At 34.4% G+C, this 17,430-nt stretch carries 22 protein-coding genes; 4 read left to right on the top strand and 18 right to left on the bottom strand.

The window, feature by feature from the left end; genetic code table 11:
• Nucleotides 1-124: 124 nt before the first annotated feature.
• A complete protein-coding gene (mle, locus tag AC0IXC_RS03575; protein ID WP_215589735.1) occupies nucleotides 125-982 on the top strand; it encodes an alpha/beta fold macrolide esterase in 858 nt (285 codons plus the stop codon).
• Between the two features lie 280 nt (nucleotides 983-1,262).
• Here the strand turns inward: mle and AC0IXC_RS03570 are convergent, their stop codons facing one another.
• On the bottom strand, nucleotides 1,263-1,598 hold the full coding sequence (locus AC0IXC_RS03570; RefSeq protein WP_002085171.1) for a hypothetical protein: 336 nt from the start codon (nucleotides 1,596-1,598) through the stop codon (nucleotides 1,263-1,265).
• 11 nt (nucleotides 1,599-1,609) lie between these two features.
• Nucleotides 1,610-2,779, bottom strand: coding sequence for a ParM/StbA family protein (locus AC0IXC_RS03565; protein WP_002013097.1), 1,170 nt, complete (start codon nucleotides 2,777-2,779; stop codon nucleotides 1,610-1,612).
• A 209-nt stretch (nucleotides 2,780-2,988) separates the two neighbouring features.
• Here AC0IXC_RS03565 and AC0IXC_RS03560 point away from each other — a divergent pair, with 209 nt between their 5' ends.
• Complete coding sequence (locus AC0IXC_RS03560) at nucleotides 2,989-3,393, top strand: hypothetical protein (protein ID WP_471652587.1); 405 nt, start codon at nucleotides 2,989-2,991, stop codon at nucleotides 3,391-3,393.
• Nucleotides 3,394-3,434: 41 nt separating this feature from the next.
• Here AC0IXC_RS03560 and AC0IXC_RS03555 read toward each other — a convergent pair whose 3' ends face one another.
• The 6 genes from AC0IXC_RS03555 to sleB all read right to left on the bottom strand — a co-directional run bounded on the left by AC0IXC_RS03555 (nucleotide 3,435) and on the right by sleB (nucleotide 7,880).
• Complete coding sequence (locus AC0IXC_RS03555) at nucleotides 3,435-3,971, bottom strand: DUF1697 domain-containing protein (protein ID WP_471652586.1); 537 nt, start codon at nucleotides 3,969-3,971, stop codon at nucleotides 3,435-3,437.
• Nucleotides 3,972-4,135: 164 nt separating this feature from the next.
• Complete coding sequence (locus AC0IXC_RS03550; RefSeq protein WP_215589736.1) at nucleotides 4,136-4,633, bottom strand: GNAT family N-acetyltransferase; 498 nt, start codon at nucleotides 4,631-4,633, stop codon at nucleotides 4,136-4,138.
• Nucleotides 4,634-4,660: 27 nt separating this feature from the next.
• Nucleotides 4,661-5,017, bottom strand: a complete 357-nt coding sequence (locus tag AC0IXC_RS03545; RefSeq protein ID WP_002127693.1) for a hypothetical protein — start codon at nucleotides 5,015-5,017, stop codon at nucleotides 4,661-4,663.
• Between the two features lie 104 nt (nucleotides 5,018-5,121).
• Nucleotides 5,122-5,718, bottom strand: a complete 597-nt coding sequence (locus AC0IXC_RS03540; RefSeq protein ID WP_002085166.1) for a YhcN/YlaJ family sporulation lipoprotein — start codon at nucleotides 5,716-5,718, stop codon at nucleotides 5,122-5,124.
• Nucleotides 5,719-5,744: 26 nt separating this feature from the next.
• Complete coding sequence (gene ypeB, locus AC0IXC_RS03535; protein WP_215589737.1) at nucleotides 5,745-7,085, bottom strand: germination protein YpeB; 1,341 nt, start codon at nucleotides 7,083-7,085, stop codon at nucleotides 5,745-5,747.
• 15 nt (nucleotides 7,086-7,100) lie between these two features.
• Nucleotides 7,101-7,880, bottom strand: a complete 780-nt coding sequence (sleB, locus tag AC0IXC_RS03530) for a spore cortex-lytic enzyme (RefSeq protein WP_002013086.1) — start codon at nucleotides 7,878-7,880, stop codon at nucleotides 7,101-7,103.
• A 145-nt stretch (nucleotides 7,881-8,025) separates the two neighbouring features.
• Between sleB and AC0IXC_RS03525 the strand changes: the two genes are divergently transcribed.
• Nucleotides 8,026-8,358 carry a DUF3889 domain-containing protein gene (locus AC0IXC_RS03525; RefSeq protein ID WP_088039514.1) on the top strand — a complete coding sequence of 111 codons (333 nt, stop codon included), beginning with the start codon at nucleotides 8,026-8,028 and terminating at the stop codon, nucleotides 8,356-8,358.
• Nucleotides 8,359-8,414: 56 nt separating this feature from the next.
• Here AC0IXC_RS03525 and AC0IXC_RS03520 read toward each other — a convergent pair whose 3' ends face one another.
• The 5 genes from AC0IXC_RS03520 to kynU form a co-directional block, all read right to left on the bottom strand.
• Nucleotides 8,415-9,050, bottom strand: a complete 636-nt coding sequence (locus tag AC0IXC_RS03520; protein ID WP_215589738.1) for a Pr6Pr family membrane protein — start codon at nucleotides 9,048-9,050, stop codon at nucleotides 8,415-8,417.
• A gap of 20 nt (nucleotides 9,051-9,070) precedes the next feature.
• A complete protein-coding gene (locus AC0IXC_RS03515) occupies nucleotides 9,071-9,988 on the bottom strand; it encodes a serine hydrolase domain-containing protein (protein WP_002136669.1) in 918 nt (305 codons plus the stop codon).
• A 126-nt stretch (nucleotides 9,989-10,114) separates the two neighbouring features.
• Nucleotides 10,115-10,954 (bottom strand): tryptophan 2,3-dioxygenase, encoded by an 840-nt coding sequence (gene kynA, locus AC0IXC_RS03510; RefSeq protein ID WP_471652585.1) that lies wholly within the window; start codon nucleotides 10,952-10,954, stop codon nucleotides 10,115-10,117.
• A gap of 33 nt (nucleotides 10,955-10,987) precedes the next feature.
• The gene (gene kynB / locus AC0IXC_RS03505) at nucleotides 10,988-11,617 is read right to left on the bottom strand and encodes an arylformamidase (RefSeq protein WP_341085794.1); all 630 of its coding nucleotides are present in this window, start codon (nucleotides 11,615-11,617) and stop codon (nucleotides 10,988-10,990) included.
• A 2-nt stretch (nucleotides 11,618-11,619) separates the two neighbouring features.
• The gene (gene kynU / locus AC0IXC_RS03500) at nucleotides 11,620-12,906 is read right to left on the bottom strand and encodes a kynureninase (protein ID WP_002032712.1); all 1,287 of its coding nucleotides are present in this window, start codon (nucleotides 12,904-12,906) and stop codon (nucleotides 11,620-11,622) included.
• Nucleotides 12,907-13,065: 159 nt separating this feature from the next.
• On the opposite strand from kynU, the gene AC0IXC_RS03495 reads away from it, so the two are divergent.
• The gene (locus tag AC0IXC_RS03495; RefSeq protein ID WP_471652584.1) at nucleotides 13,066-13,677 is read left to right on the top strand and encodes a TetR/AcrR family transcriptional regulator; all 612 of its coding nucleotides are present in this window, start codon (nucleotides 13,066-13,068) and stop codon (nucleotides 13,675-13,677) included.
• Nucleotides 13,678-13,724: 47 nt separating this feature from the next.
• On the opposite strand, the gene AC0IXC_RS03490 is transcribed toward AC0IXC_RS03495, so the two are convergent.
• The 5 genes from AC0IXC_RS03490 to AC0IXC_RS03470 all read right to left on the bottom strand — a co-directional run bounded on the left by AC0IXC_RS03490 (nucleotide 13,725) and on the right by AC0IXC_RS03470 (nucleotide 17,420).
• On the bottom strand, nucleotides 13,725-13,964 hold the full coding sequence (locus tag AC0IXC_RS03490; RefSeq protein WP_002085155.1) for a DUF3953 domain-containing protein: 240 nt from the start codon (nucleotides 13,962-13,964) through the stop codon (nucleotides 13,725-13,727).
• Between the two features lie 22 nt (nucleotides 13,965-13,986).
• Nucleotides 13,987-14,232: a DUF3977 family protein gene (locus tag AC0IXC_RS03485; protein WP_471652583.1), complete on the bottom strand. Its 246-nt coding sequence runs from the start codon at nucleotides 14,230-14,232 to the stop codon at nucleotides 13,987-13,989.
• 115 nt (nucleotides 14,233-14,347) lie between these two features.
• Nucleotides 14,348-16,198 (bottom strand): sigma-54-dependent Fis family transcriptional regulator, encoded by a 1,851-nt coding sequence (locus AC0IXC_RS03480; RefSeq protein WP_256486183.1) that lies wholly within the window; start codon nucleotides 16,196-16,198, stop codon nucleotides 14,348-14,350.
• Nucleotides 16,199-16,512: 314 nt separating this feature from the next.
• Nucleotides 16,513-16,851 carry an NIPSNAP family protein gene (locus AC0IXC_RS03475; RefSeq protein ID WP_002127705.1) on the bottom strand — a complete coding sequence of 113 codons (339 nt, stop codon included), beginning with the start codon at nucleotides 16,849-16,851 and terminating at the stop codon, nucleotides 16,513-16,515.
• Nucleotides 16,824-17,420, bottom strand: coding sequence for a GNAT family N-acetyltransferase (locus AC0IXC_RS03470; protein WP_471652582.1), 597 nt, complete (start codon nucleotides 17,418-17,420; stop codon nucleotides 16,824-16,826). The genes AC0IXC_RS03475 and AC0IXC_RS03470 overlap by 28 nt, the downstream gene beginning before the upstream one ends.
• Between the last annotated feature and the right edge of the window lie 10 nt (nucleotides 17,421-17,430).

The following is a 17,430-nucleotide window of genomic DNA, read 5'->3' as shown; positions in this document are numbered from 1 at the left end:
AAGCATCATGAGTGCAAAAAACATTTATTTCACTTAAATACAATCTAATTTACGCCTAAGAAACACCCAAAGTTATATTTCTCTTTATTTATTAATGACCTTTAAATGAAACGGAGAGTGTGCTATGAGTGAACAAGTTTTCAAAGTAAACGGTATTGATATATGTACAGAAAGCTTTGGAAATCCTAATAACCCAGCAATATTATTAATTATGGGAGCTACGTGTTCAATGGTTTATTGGGATGAAGAATTTTGTGAAAGGTTGGCTAGCACAGGAAGGTTTGTCATTCGCTATGATAACCGTGATGTTGGGCGTTCTGTTACATATGAGCCTGGGACTTCCAATTACACTGTAGCAGATATGGCTGAAGATGCAATCGGAGTACTCGATGCGTATCATATTGACAAGGCACACCTTTTTGGCATGTCATTAGGAGGTATGATTGCTCAAATTGCTGCAGTAAAACACCCAGAAAGAATTTTGACCTTAACATTACTAGCAACAAGCGTTATTGGATCTGATAACAATACTCGTGATTTGCCTCCAATGGATGAAAGAATTTTGACACATCATGCTAATGGTGCAAATTTAGATTGGACAAATAAAGATGTTATAGCGAAATATTTAATTACAGGATCACGTCTACTCTGTGGATCAAAGCGTATATTTGATGAAGCAAGAACTTTAAAACAAGTAAAGCAAGAAATAGAACGTGCTAACAATCTATTAAGCATGTTTAATCACGCCCTCCTTACAGGTGATGATTCTTATGAAGGTATACTAAAGTCGTTACTAGTACCTACTTTAGTAATTCATGGTACGCATGATACAGCTCTTCCACTTGAACATGGACTCGCACTTATTGATGAAATTCCGAACTCAAAGCTATTATCCCTTGAAGGTACAGGGCACGAGATTCATCCCGATGACTGGGATAAAATTATTAAAGCAGTTTCAGAACATATATCCAGTATAAGATAAGAACAACTATTAGAAGGGGCACAAATTGTTTTGCCCCTTCTATTTATCCCGCTATTTGTGGACAGTAAAACTCCCACCTCAAAATTCAGCTGAAGCAAAGAAATTAGGTGGGAGATAAACTGCCCGTAAACGCCCGATTGGTGAAGGCTAATAATCAGTGGGGGATGAACAAAACCCCCACTGATTATAGTTTCACTTTATAAAGATTACGATACAATATCAAAAACCCATCACTGCATTCGTATGTATAGTGATGGGCTCTACCTATATTTTTCTATGCTTAAAAAAATGGACAATCTAACTGGTCAACAGATTCCCACGATTTTTTTTTTACATTTTCGGTGGATTTACTATTTTCTAGTGGTACGTGTTTAAATGGATTCATTTCAACTTTTAATAGAGATGATGGTTCTATATATAAAGAAAAAACATGGCTACTTGGCAAGGTTTTTGATACATCAATATCTCCTACTTGTTTAAATAATTGCTGGGCCGCAAAGAAAAAGAAATTAGTTGGATTAGATTGTTTATTAAGCCAAGCAATCATTTCAGGCGATACCGATTTATTAATATTAATTTTCACTCGATCACCACGTTTATATCGCCTAGATCGCATACTTCCACCAACTAACTTATCGTTAAGTTTGTAAACCCTAACTCTTTTTGCTTATGCTCTCTATATTTTGGCGAGCATGTATATACTAATAACCCACGAGCATTGGTGAATAACGGGTTATCTACAAAGATCACATTTTTCAAGCGTCCTTTTTGTTTCAAAATCATTTTTAAGCTATTTTTAATAATAACTGCGCCCCCACCATAAATAAATACATATGGATCGTCTTTCATATCATCAATTTTGTTAATAATATCCGTTGCGACACGTGCTGCTAAACCTAAAAATGCTGGCTGCGATTCCTCAACTAACAATGCATTTCTTGGGTGCTTTTCATTTAAATAAATTTGGTTAAATTCTGTAATGCTATCAATTGTTTTCGTAGGATATTTCCGATTCCATCTCGTAATAATTTGTAGTAACGTTTCTTTTACACCATATGATAATCCTTTACTTAATTGCGGACGGAAATTTACCCCTAATGAAACAACTTCTTCCGTTGTCCCCGCGCCAATATCAAAAGACAATAAAGTTTTATCTACAAAATCAATTTCTGAAACTTGATTTTGTTCACATTCTATTTTATGTTTCACAACATTTCCTTCCTCATCATATACAATCCCCCACGTCCCAGAAGCGCCTTCAGGTAGACATTTACAAAACTCAATAGAAACATTAATCGTAACATCGCGTCCATTTGGATAATGGAATATGACCTTGTGATTACCCATATACCGTTTCGCATTTTCAGCAGCAATTTCCTGTGTAATAAGTTGCATTGGAAGAGCAACAGATAAATCATAACGAATATTAATATGACTTGAAGTTGGACTTTGACGCATAGCACTTATCGCTAAACCTGAAAGGATTGTAATGACCATTAATTCATCAGTAGATTTATTTGATTTCTTCTCCACTTCAGTACCTTTTAATTGATCTTGAATCACTTTTTCTCCAACGATGTATCGTACATTATTTAACATTAGCGATGGAGAACTAATGGTCACATCAATGTGATTCTCTAATTCTGACGATGAAACTTCACCCTCATCTAACAAGCCCGTAGACTCACCTATATATAAGGAATAAATACTCGGAATAAAAATAGGTTCCTGCCCTTTCACCATTAACTTCAAACCATTATTTCCTGCATCTGCACCAGCTTTTAAAAGAATAGACATAACTACCCCCTAAATTAATCTGACATCCCTTCCAAATATATGCGAGCCCATTCTTTTACATTCAAATGTAATTTAATTTTTTATTTATCCCAAAAATAAAAAATTATAAACACTCACTTCATATGTAAAAAATATTTGACATAAGACTTTTCCAATTTTATACTATGGATGTAAAGAGTTTTTTACAAAAGTGGAGGTGCAATTATATATTGAATACTAAAAAAATTATTTTTGTAATCATAACTTTATCTTTAATCGCTATACTTGTACATGGCACATACAAATACATAACTGAAGGTTCAATTTTGGGCGGGACTATTTTCGCTGCCTCTTTAATACTTAGTAATTTAATAAATCATATTACATGGGGAGATCCAAACGGAGTATCGGAAGAAAGTCAAGATGAGATGGGACAACAAATTACCTATAAAAGCTTTAAAATCGCGTATTTCGTGCTTGTAGGTGTTATGTTCCTTATATTACTCTGCTCGGAAGGATTTTCTATGGGTTCCAATTTGGATGGTGTAAAAAACCTTCCACTCTTTATTGCACTCTGTTCTTCCTTTCTTATTTTCCCAATTGTTGAACTCATTGTCTCCAAACAATATAAATAAAAAAAGTGGTTTTCTAAATGCAGAAAACCACTTTTTTATGTTTAAATACCTTCTGCTATTGCTTTCAGCTTATTCACAGTCCGCCAGTTCCTTACTGTAGCTGGCGTATTTAATTTTTGAAACTGGTTCATTAGTTTAGAATTCCGAATGCTTTTTTTGAAAAATAAATACACTACTCTTCCTTCGATATGGCAATCTTCTATGTCACTTTTGCACATAAGTAACCGCTTACTGTCTTCTTCAGAAAGTAGATTAGCTAAAAAGGCCACATGTACACTTTCTCCTTCTAATAACGAATGGGTCTCGTAAGGACACTTTTTAATAATATTAATAAATTCATCATTTGCTCGTAACATGACTGGAACATTGAAATCAAAAACGTTCTTAATTTCACATTCAATTCGTTCCTTTAAAAAACTTATCTCTTCTTCTGACTCAAACACTACATTTCCACTTTGAATATATGTTTTCACTCTTTTTAACCCTATTGATTCAAACATTATTTTCAAATCTGCCATTTTGATTACTTTATGTCCACCTACATTAATTCCCCGTAGTAGTGCAATATAAATTGTCATATGATTACCCCTCACGTATTTAAATGCTTAACAATCGAATTGTTTTGCACCTTCATGCTTCTCGAATACTTACTTTAATACATCTAACATATCATGTACGGAAAATATCTCAAATTAAAAAACTTACTACATGATTTTTTTCAAGAGTAAGCTTTGTTATCTCATTATCTCGTTATAGGCAAATGTAATATGAATTGTTGTCCAATTGGTCCCATTCTTCTAAACCCTTTATCTTGAAATCCAACTTTCTCATATAACTTTTGTGCCGGAATGTTTTTTTCATTTACAGCAAGAATCACTTCATTTTTTACTGGATAATAATATTTTACAAAGTCTTGTAATAACGCCAATGATTTTTTAGCATATCCTTTATTTTGTTTATTGTGATTAATAGAAAAAGAAGTTAAAAGTAGGGCATCCTTATTTTCTGTAAACTCCTGTACCCTATCACCTGTTTGTAATATAAATACACCGACAGGTACTCCGTTATAGTCTAAAATAACAACTACATTTTTCGTTCGATCATTTTTCGCTTTCTCCAGTAATTCACCTGGATTCGCCGTAAATTGAACTTGTTCACTTGGTAAAGTAAATGATTGTATTATCTCTTTATATTGCTCCTTATACGGCACTAATTGTATTTCCCCTGTATGTATGTTCATGCTTAACTCTCCCATTCCTTCAAGTTATTAACTTAAACCTTGCTGTGTTTTAGAATGCACTTTTCCATCCAAAAATGTTATTTTAGCAAATGATTTTGGATCGTTTCCTTTCCAAGCAAAAATTTGCTTAATTCGTGTAGAATGTTCTTCCCCTTCTTCTATGAGTAAATCCCCTTCAAAACCGATTAAATCTTTCACTTCTAAATAAGTCATTCCTTCATTAATATTTGAGAAATGATTTATATTAATGGTCTCTTGCTTTTTATTTTCCGTTATAGTAGAAGACATAGCTGTTTTTTTCTTCACTTCTTTCTTCTGGTCACACGCTGTCATACTAAAACCTATGCATAAACTACCTAATATGAGTGCGCTTTTTTTCATCATAACGGTTGTCCCTCCCCTCATTATTAAACCATATATTCCCTTAAAAATAAACTGAATATTTAATCTTACAGAAAAATCCCGTACAATTTAGCACGGGATTTTCACTATTTTTTCAAATGGTTATTTGACTGATCTTCTTGTTCTTTTCGTAGTTCTTGTTCTTCATCTTTTGGTAATTGTTTATCATTATCTTTAATCGGATTCGTTTCTCTATTTTCAATCATATCATTTGGAACTTGCGGCATTACTCGGCCAACAATTGCTGCTAATTCATCAAGTATGCCTTCACCAGTCTTACCTTTTTTAATTTGCTTACCTATTTGTTTTAATCGTTCATACGTATCCACATCTGCTACAACGACTGCATTAGCACCGTTCGGGTCATTCTTTAAACTTTCTGCAACAGAATACTTAATTGACTCAACGCGAGTTCGATCAAGTTTCGCTTTCACATCAATACCTACAACAGCATATTTCCCAACTACTACTGCTGTCGCATCGTTTACACCAGGTATACTTGCAGCTAAAGATGCCAGATGATCAGCAGCTTTTTCATTTGGCTTATTTGATTTATTTGTATACGTAACATTTTTCATCGAGACATTTTTTTGTTCTGGCTTTTCATTAGGATTGTCTTTTTTTCCAATGCTACATCCAGTAATAACGAAACAAAGCATTAACATATATATAATGATTTTCATTATTTTCACCACTTTATCATTGATGTTTAATCATAAATTTTTTCAACAGCTTGCATCTTCTTCACTTTTTCTTCTGCTCCGCTATTTGCGTTAATGAAAATTTGGTACGTATCTTTCCCTAAAGTACCAATATATTCATAACAAAGTACTTCATTATGCAAGTCATTTACTACTACAGCTTTACGTTCTTCCATAACTTTTACATCGGGGTTAATTTTCTTTCTCGCCTCAGCAGCGGTTAGCTTCGCACTCGGAATCGTTCGTTTTTGATGTGATGCTAAATATTCCTTTGCGGAAAAACCAACAATCGACCCATCATCTAAAGCAATTTTCATTTGGATCGCTTCTGGATAAATACGCACTCCATTTTCACTTGCAACGTACGTAAACACACCGATATTATCATATTGAGAGCTATCAAACAGCTCCATATTTGTAAACTTGTGATCCTTTAAAAATGTTAATCCTTTACTTCCTGCATCATTTAAACTAATTTTTTGCTCTTTAATTTCTCGGTTGTTCATTACCCAAATTGGATATCCGCCTTTTCCAGTAATATCCATATAATACTCATTGTTCGTTGCTGGATCTTGAATTTTCACACTGTAGAATGATTCTTTTGCACCTTTTCCACTTTTCTCAACTTCTACTTTTTCATTCCCTTTTAAGTTTAAAAATGATTTCGCGATTTTTTCCGCTTCCTCTTTCGAAATCGCCTTTCCTTTTGCTTCAAATCCGCCTTTTTTATTCTTTTGTGCACTTGTAAAAGTCGGTCCAAAGTTTGTGGACGAGTATGAGGTTACATTCTTTTCTACCGTCTTTAATCCATCGATAATTGTGTTATCTGCTGGGTCTTGGTTTGACGCAAGAGCCATTTCTACATCCATCCAGCGAAGATTATTTTTCAATACAAGATGCTGCACTTTTCTCAGTTCATCTTGTATATTTGCTGCATTTGAATATAAACCTTGTAACGTTTTATATTCTTGATCATTTAACGGATCTTTTTCTAAATCACGAACCGCTGCACGATAACTAAAATCACCGATATTCGCAAGGAACTCTTCCGTTTTATTAAATGGCATTAATGTTAAAGGTAATTGTCCTACATCAGAACGAGCCTCTGATGTTAAACGCCATACATCTACTAAAGCTGGCGATAATGAGGAACGTGAATTCATCGCCAGTGTTGTTCCAATTTTATCGTGTAATAAATCAACTTCATATGCTAAATCATGAAACGCACGCTGATAACTATTTTCCGCTCGAATTAATACTGCATTTTTCTCTTGATGCTCTTTATAGCCCCAATACCCTGTTCCGACTACACCTACTGTTAACAATACGATGATAATACCTCGTAACATGTTTCCACCTCCGCTCTATTTACAGAAAATATGCTTACCAATTTTTTTAATTTGTGGACGAGTCCAAATCCATTTACTTGTCGCAGTATCTGGGTTGAAATAATATAATGCATTCCCAGTTGGGTCCCATCCGTTGATCGCATCTAATACGGCTTTTTTCGCATTTTCATTTGGCGTTAAATATATTTGTCCATCTGCTACTGCTGTAAATGCTCTCGGCTCAAAGATTACTCCTGAAACAGTATTTGGAAATGATGCACTTGTGACACGGTTTAAAATAACCGCAGCTACTGCAACTTGTCCTAAATACGGCTCACCACGGGATTCTCCGTATACAGCGTTTGCCATTAACTGAATGTCATTTTGAGAATAACCGTTTGGAACATTTGTCCCTGTACTTTTTGGCGGCTTATTTTCCTGTGTACCTCCACCACTGTTCCCTTTATTAGTTGTAGTATCTTTATTAGCGGTCGACTTATCATACTTCGTTGCCTTTACAAGCATTTGCTTCGTTTTAGCACCCGCTAAACCATCAACTGGCAATCCGAATTTTTGCTGAAAGTTTCGAAGCGCCCAATATGTACCCCATCCGAAAACACCATCAACTTTCCCCGTATAAAATCCGTTATATTTCAAACGAGTTTGCAGTTCAATGACATCTTCTCCAGATGCCCCTCTTTGAATCACTTGATTAGAAAAGGCTTCCACATTTTTGGTCTGTATACTACTTACCATTAAAGATAGCCCGATAAAGACAAGCAAAATCGCTATCTTAAAAACAGCTTTTTGACGCATGTATTTCCCTCCTTAATTACGGAAATGATTTCATGGTTATGTTTTGTAAAACCCTCGCTTTTATGTAAAGAAGACAAAAAAATCCAAACTTATATGCTTGAAGAAATATGTAAACAATATACAAAAAGAATAAAAGGAGCTTATTATGAAGCGATTCTTCGTACGTACAGCATTTATATTTTTTTTAATAACAATATGTTCAAATATACATACCGACCCATCTATTGTTCACGCACAGCCACCCTATGCAAAATGGGGTAAACTAGCCGTTGAAAAAACGAAAGAACAATATCCGAAAGCTGAGATTATCGATTACCTTCATATAGGTAGACAACCAAAAACTGTTCAAATAACAGTTGAAAAGTTTAAATTATGGCTACGTGAGGGTGGAAAAGAGTATGGTGTTTTTGTGGATGTAGAGTTTGATACGAAAACAGAGGAATTTTTAAAGATGTCCTTTCAGAAGACAAGTCGGTAAAACAAAAAAACCTCCGTCTTTACATACAGACAGAGGTTTCTTTATGTACTTCTTCCTTAATAAGGAGGATTATTTTTTATATGCAAAGATCGATTCCCTAACATTTTTACTAATCCGCAAATAGCTCCAATAACAACGGATATCCCTATACTATATAAAAATACTCTCCCATATCCACCTATTCTCGGATCTAAAAACGGATATGGGTACCAATTCACGAATGACCCGCGTATTAAGCTATAGACAACATATAAAAGCGGGAAAACAAGCCAACTCGCAGCCTGTTTCCATGTAATGGTCTTCGTAGGTGGATTTATAACCCAATCTAAAATCATCGCTAACGGCATGATGTAATGAAGCACAGTATTTACCCACGGTATCGGTGTTTGAAGTGTCTCTTCTAATCCCCTTAATAACAAAAAATAAATAAGTCCTGTTGTCAGTATGTATACTGTAGCTGCGCCGCGAAGAACTCCAAACTGCTCGGAACGTCCAAATAGGGCTGTCCCCAAACTACTAAATAGTAGAATTACCGCAACTAAAATATTACTTTCAATTGTGAAGAAACTAAAAAAGTTAACTGGATTGAACGGTTTCACTTGTGCCCTTGTAACAAATTGAGTAATAAGTGCACTAAACGCTAGAAGACTTAATAACAGTCTATAAATCGCTATCATTTTTGCACTTCTCATAAAACACCTCATTTCTCTACTTATTTATGATTGGAATTCTCTTTTATATGTTCTATAAATAACTTTAATGGTACGAGGCCACGTTTTGGCATGTGACTACTAATTACAGCTACGAGCTCTAACTGCGGAATGATAATAATGTATTGCCCTCCGTATCCCATAGCAAAATACATACAATACGGTATGTGAAATCTTTCGTTATTTAACACCCACCAGTGATATCCATATGCCCCGACATGTTCATACGTTTCAAATAGAGCTGTACTTGATTGCTCTAACCATTTCGATGATATAATTTCATTTCCCTTCGAATATCCATTCTGCAAACATAATTTTCCTAACTTTAATAAATCTATAGATTTCATTTTCATACCGAATCCCCCGACATATACACCTTGCGGGTCTTGTTGCCATTCATATTCCGTAATGTTTAATGGATCAAATAAATACTTTTTCGCGAACTGCTCCGTCGACATTCCAGTTGATTCTTGAATGATGTAACTAAGTAAGTGAGAAGAACCTGAGTTATAATTCATTTTCATACCCACGTCTTCAATGAACGGCTTTTCTAAAATGAATTGTGCCCAATTGTCTGATTCCACAAAGTCATTCGGGAAAACAACCCCATTGCCGAATTCTTGCCAATCTTCTCCTGTTGTCATCGTTAATAAATGATACAGTGTTAATTCCCTTTTTTTCTCCGGTACATTGGGAATCCATGTTGTGATTGGTGTATGTATATTATTTATAAATCCTTTATCAATTGCGATACCAATTAATATAGATACGATACTTTTTGTAATCGAATTAATTTTAAATAAGTCATTTGCACAGTCTATCGTTTTATAGTACTCAGTCGTTAATTCCCCCTTTTGATAAACAAGAAATGTATTAACCTTTTTCTTTTCAAATTTATTTTGTAATTGCTCGAAATTCAAGAAATCTTCCTCCATCTAAACGGTTATGTAATATTTGTAGTTCATCTCGTTCTCTCTATTAAATCATATTTGTTATTAAAACAAAAAAATAAACTTGCCAGCATTTAATAGCTGACAAGTTTATTTTTATAATTTCGTTCGAACGTTCCAAAGCTCTGGGAAGAAGCATTGATCAAGCACTCGCTTTAAATAAGATACGCCAGAAGAGCCACCTGTTCCCATTTTATGACCAATAATTCGTTCTACCGTTTTCATATGACGGAAACGCCATTGTTGTAGCCAGTCTTCAATATCGATTAATTTCTCTGCAAGCTGATATAAATCCCAATATTTCTGCACGTCCGCATATACTTCTATCCAAGCCGCTTCTACAGTTGCATCCTCTTCGTAAGGCTGCGTAACATCACGATTTAACACATCTTTATGAATTGGAAATCCTTCTTTAACAAGGGCTTGTATCGCCACATCATACAAACTTGGTGCATGAAGTGCTTTATGAAGACGAGCATGTAATTCTGGGTCCTTTTCATAAATTTTTAATGCATGTGGTGTTTTATAACCAAGTGCATATTCAATCATTCGATATTGATACGATTGAAAACCTGAAGCCTTACCAAGTGAATCGCGGAACTCAATATATTCTGATGGCGTTAATGTCGCAAGAATATCCCAAGATTGAATAATTTGCGACTGAATTTTTGATACACGTGCTAACATTTTAAAGGCTGGTGGTAATTTATCTTGTTTAATAGATTCAATCGCTGCATTCAATTCATGTAAAATTAGTTTCATCCAAAGCTCACTCGCTTGATGGATGACGATAAATAACATTTCATCATGATGATCTGATAATCTTTGTTGACTAGATAATAAGCTATCTAGCTGTAAATACTCTCCGTACGTCATATTCTCCTTAAAATCCGTATGAATCCCTTTTTCCATAATTACCTTTTCATTTTCTTTCATATTAGCCAAACGCCCCTTTGTGTTCATTTCTACTTATATTGGTCTAATAACAGCTCGAACTGGACTCCCATCCGCATCTGTTAATGCAAGTGGTAATGCAATAAATTCGTAATCGCCGTCTACTACGTGATCTAGTACGACATTTTCTAAAATATGAATTCCATGTTTAAATAATTGATGATGCGCTGCTAGTTCTTTATCATCTAAAGGATCAACAGATGGTACGTCCACCCCGATTAAACGAATTCCCTTTTCAGAAAGAAAGGCTGCAATATCTGCGCGTAAATGCGGGATTACATCTGGGAATTCATTTGCTTTACCATGTGAAGATGTACGTAATAACAATCGTTCTACACCTTCTAAATGAAAGTTTTCTAATTCCTTTTTCCCGATGCTTTCAAGATTAGAAACGTCAATGATCCGTGCTGGACCAACATAAACTTGAATATCTAAATCCAACACCTTCTTACCGTCATTATCAAAATGAAAAGGTGCATCAATATGAGTACCTGTATGGATACTCATCGTTAACTTTCCGACATTTACTGAGCCACTGTCTTCTTTTGACCATGAAACTTCATACGAGAACGGTGTATCCCCTGGCCATGTCGCGATATCATTATTTAGCGGTTGTGAAATATCAATCCACTGCGATGTTTTCATGCTTACGCCACAACCTCTCGCTTATTTTCAAAGTTTTTATATTCTTCATTTTTCATAATGTTCTTTAAGATTTGTACAGAATTCCATACTTCCTCATACGTATTGTATAAAGCAACAGGCGCAAGTCTAACTCCATTTGGAGCTCTAAAGTCTGGAATAACCCCATTTGCTTTTAACGCTTTACATATACGTGCCGCCTCGGCATGTTCTAAATAAATATGCCCGCCTCGTTTTTCATCCTCTAATGGATTTCCAATTGTAAATTCAAAGCCTTTTAATTCATGTTCAATTAAATCAAGCATATATCTCGTAATATGTAATGATTTTTCACGTAACTTTTCAATACCAGCTTCTTTAAAAATTTCAAGAGAACCGATTAATGGTGCAGTACTTAATACGTGAGGTGTCCCTATTTGATAAGCTCCAGCATGGTCAGCCGCAGTTAATGAATGCTCCATATCAAATTGCTTATCTTTTCTAGAACTAAACCAACCAGATAATCCTGGGAGTCTATTAAAGTGTTTATTATTTACATAAAGGCCTGCAACACCACCAGGACCTGCATTTAAATATTTATAATTACACCATACAGCGAAATCTACATCCCACTCTTTAAAATGATGCGGAATGGAGCCGATTGAATGACATAAATCAAAACCGATATGAATACCACGTTTATGAGCTTCAGCTGTTAATCGCTTCATATCAAGAATTTGTCCACTCCTATATAGTACAGAAGGCAATAATATTAAAGCGATATCATCGGTCATCGCATGAATAATATCATCTTCAGAAAGTGTTCTTCCATCTCGGCTTTTCACTCGTACTAAATGTTCATCTGGATCTAAGCCTTTTAAACGAATTTGACTCTGAAGTGCATAAATATCTGACGGAAAAGTTAATTCATCCGCAAGAATTTTTGTTCGTATTCCTTTTGGCTCATAAAACGTCGCAATAACTTGATGTATATTCGCAGTCGTGGAACCGGTTACAATCGTTTCTTCCGGTAAAGATCCAATAAGAGGTGCTGTCAATTCACCCAATTTCTCCGAAAGGAAAAACCATGGATGCTCACCTTCAGTCCATCCATCAATCCCAAACTCTTTCCATGAATCTAGCAAGGTAAGTAACGATTTCTCTGCTCTTTTTGAAAGCAACCCTAAAGAGTTACCATCTAAATATATTGTTCCTTCTTTTTTATAAAATTCAGATTGAAAATCTTTCAGTTCATCATGTTTATCACATTCAAGCGCATACTCATAAGTTGGTTGAAATGGTTCTTTATACATGGTGTCACCTTCTTTTAATTTTCTTTTTATTCTAACTAATTGAAATATATCACTTAAATTGATATAACGTCAATGATATTATGTCAGTTGACTTTATATACAAACTTCTTTTACAATACAATTATATTTTCAGATATTTCAGTATAAAGAGGTGATTCCTTGAAAAATTCTACTCTTTCAACAAGAAAACACCGCTCCTTAGAAACAAAAAAGAAACTATTACATTCCGGTTATACTATGTTTATAAAAAACGGATTTCAGAAAACTACAATCACGCAAATTATTAAACATGCAGAAACTGGTTATGGAACAGCATATGTATATTTTAAAAACAAAGATGCTCTCCTCGTCGTTTTGATGGAAGATGTTATGAATCGCTTTTATGATATTGCTGATCGCTCTTTTTCCCCTCAAACAAAGGCTGAAGCACGAGATATGATTCAGAATCAAGTACGCGCTTTTTTACAGTTAGCACAAGAAGAAAGAGCTATATTACAAGTTGTTGAAGAAGCAATAAGAACCTCAAAAGAAATACGTCAAAAATGGGATGAGATTCGCGAACGCTTTGTAACACGGATTATACAAGACATTACTCATTCCCAGAAAAATGAATTAGTACGAACTGAGTTAAATAAAGAGATTGTCGCATGCGGCTGGTTCTCTATGAATGAAACGTTTCTTTGGACAATCGTGCAAAATGATAAAGAACTAGAATTAGAAGAAATTGTACATACTTTAACAGTAATGTATACGACGGGGTTATATAAATAGCACATTATAACCTCAATAAACCGTTACTCAATATGCTTAGTAACGGTTTATTTAAAATATTTTATTAACGATACAATAATACAAAAAAGTGATGTAAGTAATAGCAAAAGCCCCATATTCTTATTCTCTTTTTCATCCTTCTTAACGTTTTGTATCCCCATACCGGCAAGCATAAAACCTAAAAGTAATTGTAAAATGAGCATACTTTGCTTCGAATCATCATTCCAACTGTAAATAGAATAGCCCATTATAATAAAAGCGAGTATGAATGTGATAATTCTAATCATAAAAACACCCCCCTGTGTGATTCTATTGTTTTAACCTACTCACCATTCCAACAATAAACTTATACTCAGCTCTACTTTTTCTTACTTTCTTAAAGCCCTCTTTCGTATCAAAAATAAAACACGTTTTCCGAAACCAAATCCGTACATATAAAGACTCAAAATAAATAGGTTTAATAATTCCTCGTTCCTCGAATTCAGTTCCATCTTTATTTTCGGTTTCCGTTCGAATGAACCACCTATTCCCCATTCCAATTTCAATATACTTCACATGCTACCCCCCTTCAGGAAATCTTCTTTCTAATTATTCTATTATTTCCCTGGCAAGCGCACATTCCGACAGAACGTGAGCCCATAAAGAAAAAGTAGATTACAAAAATCTACTTTTATAGCCTAAATTTTTGCATACGTTTATAAAACGTACTGCGTGGCACATCTAATAGTTTTGCAGCTAATGAAACATTTCCGTTCGTCTTTTCTAGCGCTTCAATCATGCTATCACGCTGTATTTTTTCACGGAAATTTAATGTATGCTCCGTTTTATTTTCTGCTTGCAATTCAAGTTGATGTTGATTTCCAATCATTGTTTGTAATAAAAAAGAGATTTGTTTTTCGCATATTTCCCGTCCTTGCGACAAAATGTATATGCGTTCTAATACATTTAATAATTCTCGAATATTTCCGGGCCATGTATGCTGTAAAAATTGATTACAAATACTCTTTGGAAATACAACATTCCAATCCTTTCGTTCACAAAAATGTTGTATGAAGTACGGAATATCCTCTTTTCTTTCTATTAACGACGGAACATATAGCGGATAAACATGTAAACGATAATATAAATCTTGACGGAATTTCCCTTCTTCTACTAATCGTAGTAAATCTTTATGTGTCGCAGTAATAATACGAATATTTACTGGTACCTCTTTTGAACTACCAATTGGGGTTACTGTTCGTTCTTGCAAAACACGCAATAATGCCACTTGCATCTCTGGCGGCACTTCACCAATTTCATCTAAAAATATTGTTCCTCCGTCTGCTTGTTCGAATTTCCCTTTATATCCTTGGCGCCGCGCACCTGTAAATGCACCTTCAGCATAACCGAATAATTCACTTTCCATTAATTCTTTCGGTAATGAACCGCAGTTAACAGCTATAAAAGGACCGTTTTTTCTTGGACTATTTTCATGAATCGCTCTCGCTACATATTCTTTCCCTACACCTGTTTCACCACATACATATACACTAGCGTCAGTTGGTGAAACAAGCTTAATTTCTTCTAAAGTATGTTGAAATACGCTGCTTGTCCCAATAACTCCAGGGAAAGTAATTCCGTTTATAAACGGATAAGGAGAAAATAAATTTTCTTGTTTATTTTCCTTTAAGTAAATACATTTCCCAATCATTCTATCATTACTATATACCGGTACCTCTAATTTAGGTTTCAATCCATTGTGCATTAAATCTTCAAGTTTCATTCGTGACCAATTACATACTCGTTCACGAACCCTCTTGCTCGCAGAAACGATAACATCACGATGGTTACAAATAACAACTTGTTCTTCACTGTCAATTACATCTAAAAAACGATGGATTAAATGCAGTTCATTTTGATGTACTCGAATACTACATTCACGTTCAATCGCATGCGCGATCGAAGTTACCATTCCGAGCATATATGGATGTGAAAACTCAATTGGACAGGAGAAATCTAGAACACCAATTAATTTCCCATCATCATTATGAATCGGAGAGGCCGCACAGCTCCAGCTATGAGATGCGACAGAATAATGCTCTGTACCACTTATCATAATAGCCTCTTCAATCTGTAACGCTGTTCCTATCGCATTTGTACCAACAGCTGCTTCCGTCCATTTCACACCTTCAATAAAATTAATATGTTTCGCTCGTTTCAAAGTTTGCTGATTCCCACTTAATGATAGAACATAACCATCTGGATCAATTAATAATGCCATCATTTGCAGTTCATCAATGGTTTTTCTCATATTTTGTATTTGAGGTATTGCTATATCAAGGAAGATTTCACTCTTTTTCTTTTGATCCTGAAAAATATCAGAAGACAAAATTTTCTGACCTTTATTCATATGAGGATTCACATTTGCTTGTTTACATCGATGCCATGACTCTGAAATTCTTTCGTTTATACGGTTCGAATCAAGGACTCCTTCATCCACAAACTTTTTCCATGTATGTAAGTAAAACGGTGAAGCTAACATTGTATCATCTCCCCTATTAATTGTTTTGGAGATTTATAAAACATACTTTTATTATAAAACTGAATAAAAGCGTTTTCAATACAACTAGAAAGATGACACAAATATGTTAATAATTTGAATATCTTAATAAACTTCTTTATTCTTTTTTAGTAGAACTATATTTTGTATAATGGACGCAAAGAAAATACATAACCAAAACCACTTTTGTGGGTTGCCGTTTATAAAGAAAACTATCACCGCTATTGCAAATAAAATGCTGGATGCTAAACTAAAATATAATTTTGTTTTAATTCCCATTATTCCTCACCCCTCTATCACTTTACAGTACATACTAACTCTTCATTTTTTAACTCTAATATGTACTCCTGTAAAACATATTCTTTCCCGCCATGTTTTTCATACCAATCATGTATTCTTTTAACATGTATCTTGTCGCTTCTAATTTTTGATTCAATTTCTTTATACTGTTCATAACTATCATATTCCCATATTGCAAATACTTCAGTCGTACCATCATTATTATCTTTCATCCAGCGTCCTATTAAACGAGAACCATATTTTATTTGATTAGGTAAATTAGTATCATTGAAATGATCATTAAATATTTCTATGAATTCATTTTTTACTACATAGTATTTCCTTCTGTAAAACATACTTCTTCACCACTTTTATGAAAAGTATCAGTAAACCTTCCCATTACTACCGTATTATAATACTTACCATCTGACAGTTTTTTATCATTTTTTAGAATACCTTCTACCTCCAAACCTAACTTTTTATAAAGCTGAATAGCTTTCTCATTTGTCTCTAACACTTGCAATGATATCTTTTTCACTTCATTTTCATCAGCCCACTGAATAGATTGTTGCAATAGACTCTTACCCATTCCATATCCCCAAAACTTTCTTAAAATACAAACACCAAACTCTACTTTATGGGATAATCTCTTCAAATTTGATCCTTCACATCTCGAAAATCCTACGATTCGGTTGTGCACTTCTGCAACTAAAAAAAGATTCTTCATCTCTTCACTATCTGTTTTTACTATTTTTTGAAACCCTATCTTATCAATAAACCCCTCTCCAGCCTCTCTATCCATATTTTCAGTTTCGCCATCGATCTGAACTCTAATTTCTGATAACTGCTCAGCATCCGTTTGAACTGCAGAACGAACTGTATAAGTTAATCCATTTATATGAAACTCTTGTCCTTTTATAATCATTTCAAACTCC

The sequence above is a fragment of the Bacillus sp. AC266 genome (assembly GCF_979253805.1).
Note: the sequence above shows the minus strand (reverse complement) of the source record. Positions and strands in the feature narration are given on the sequence as shown.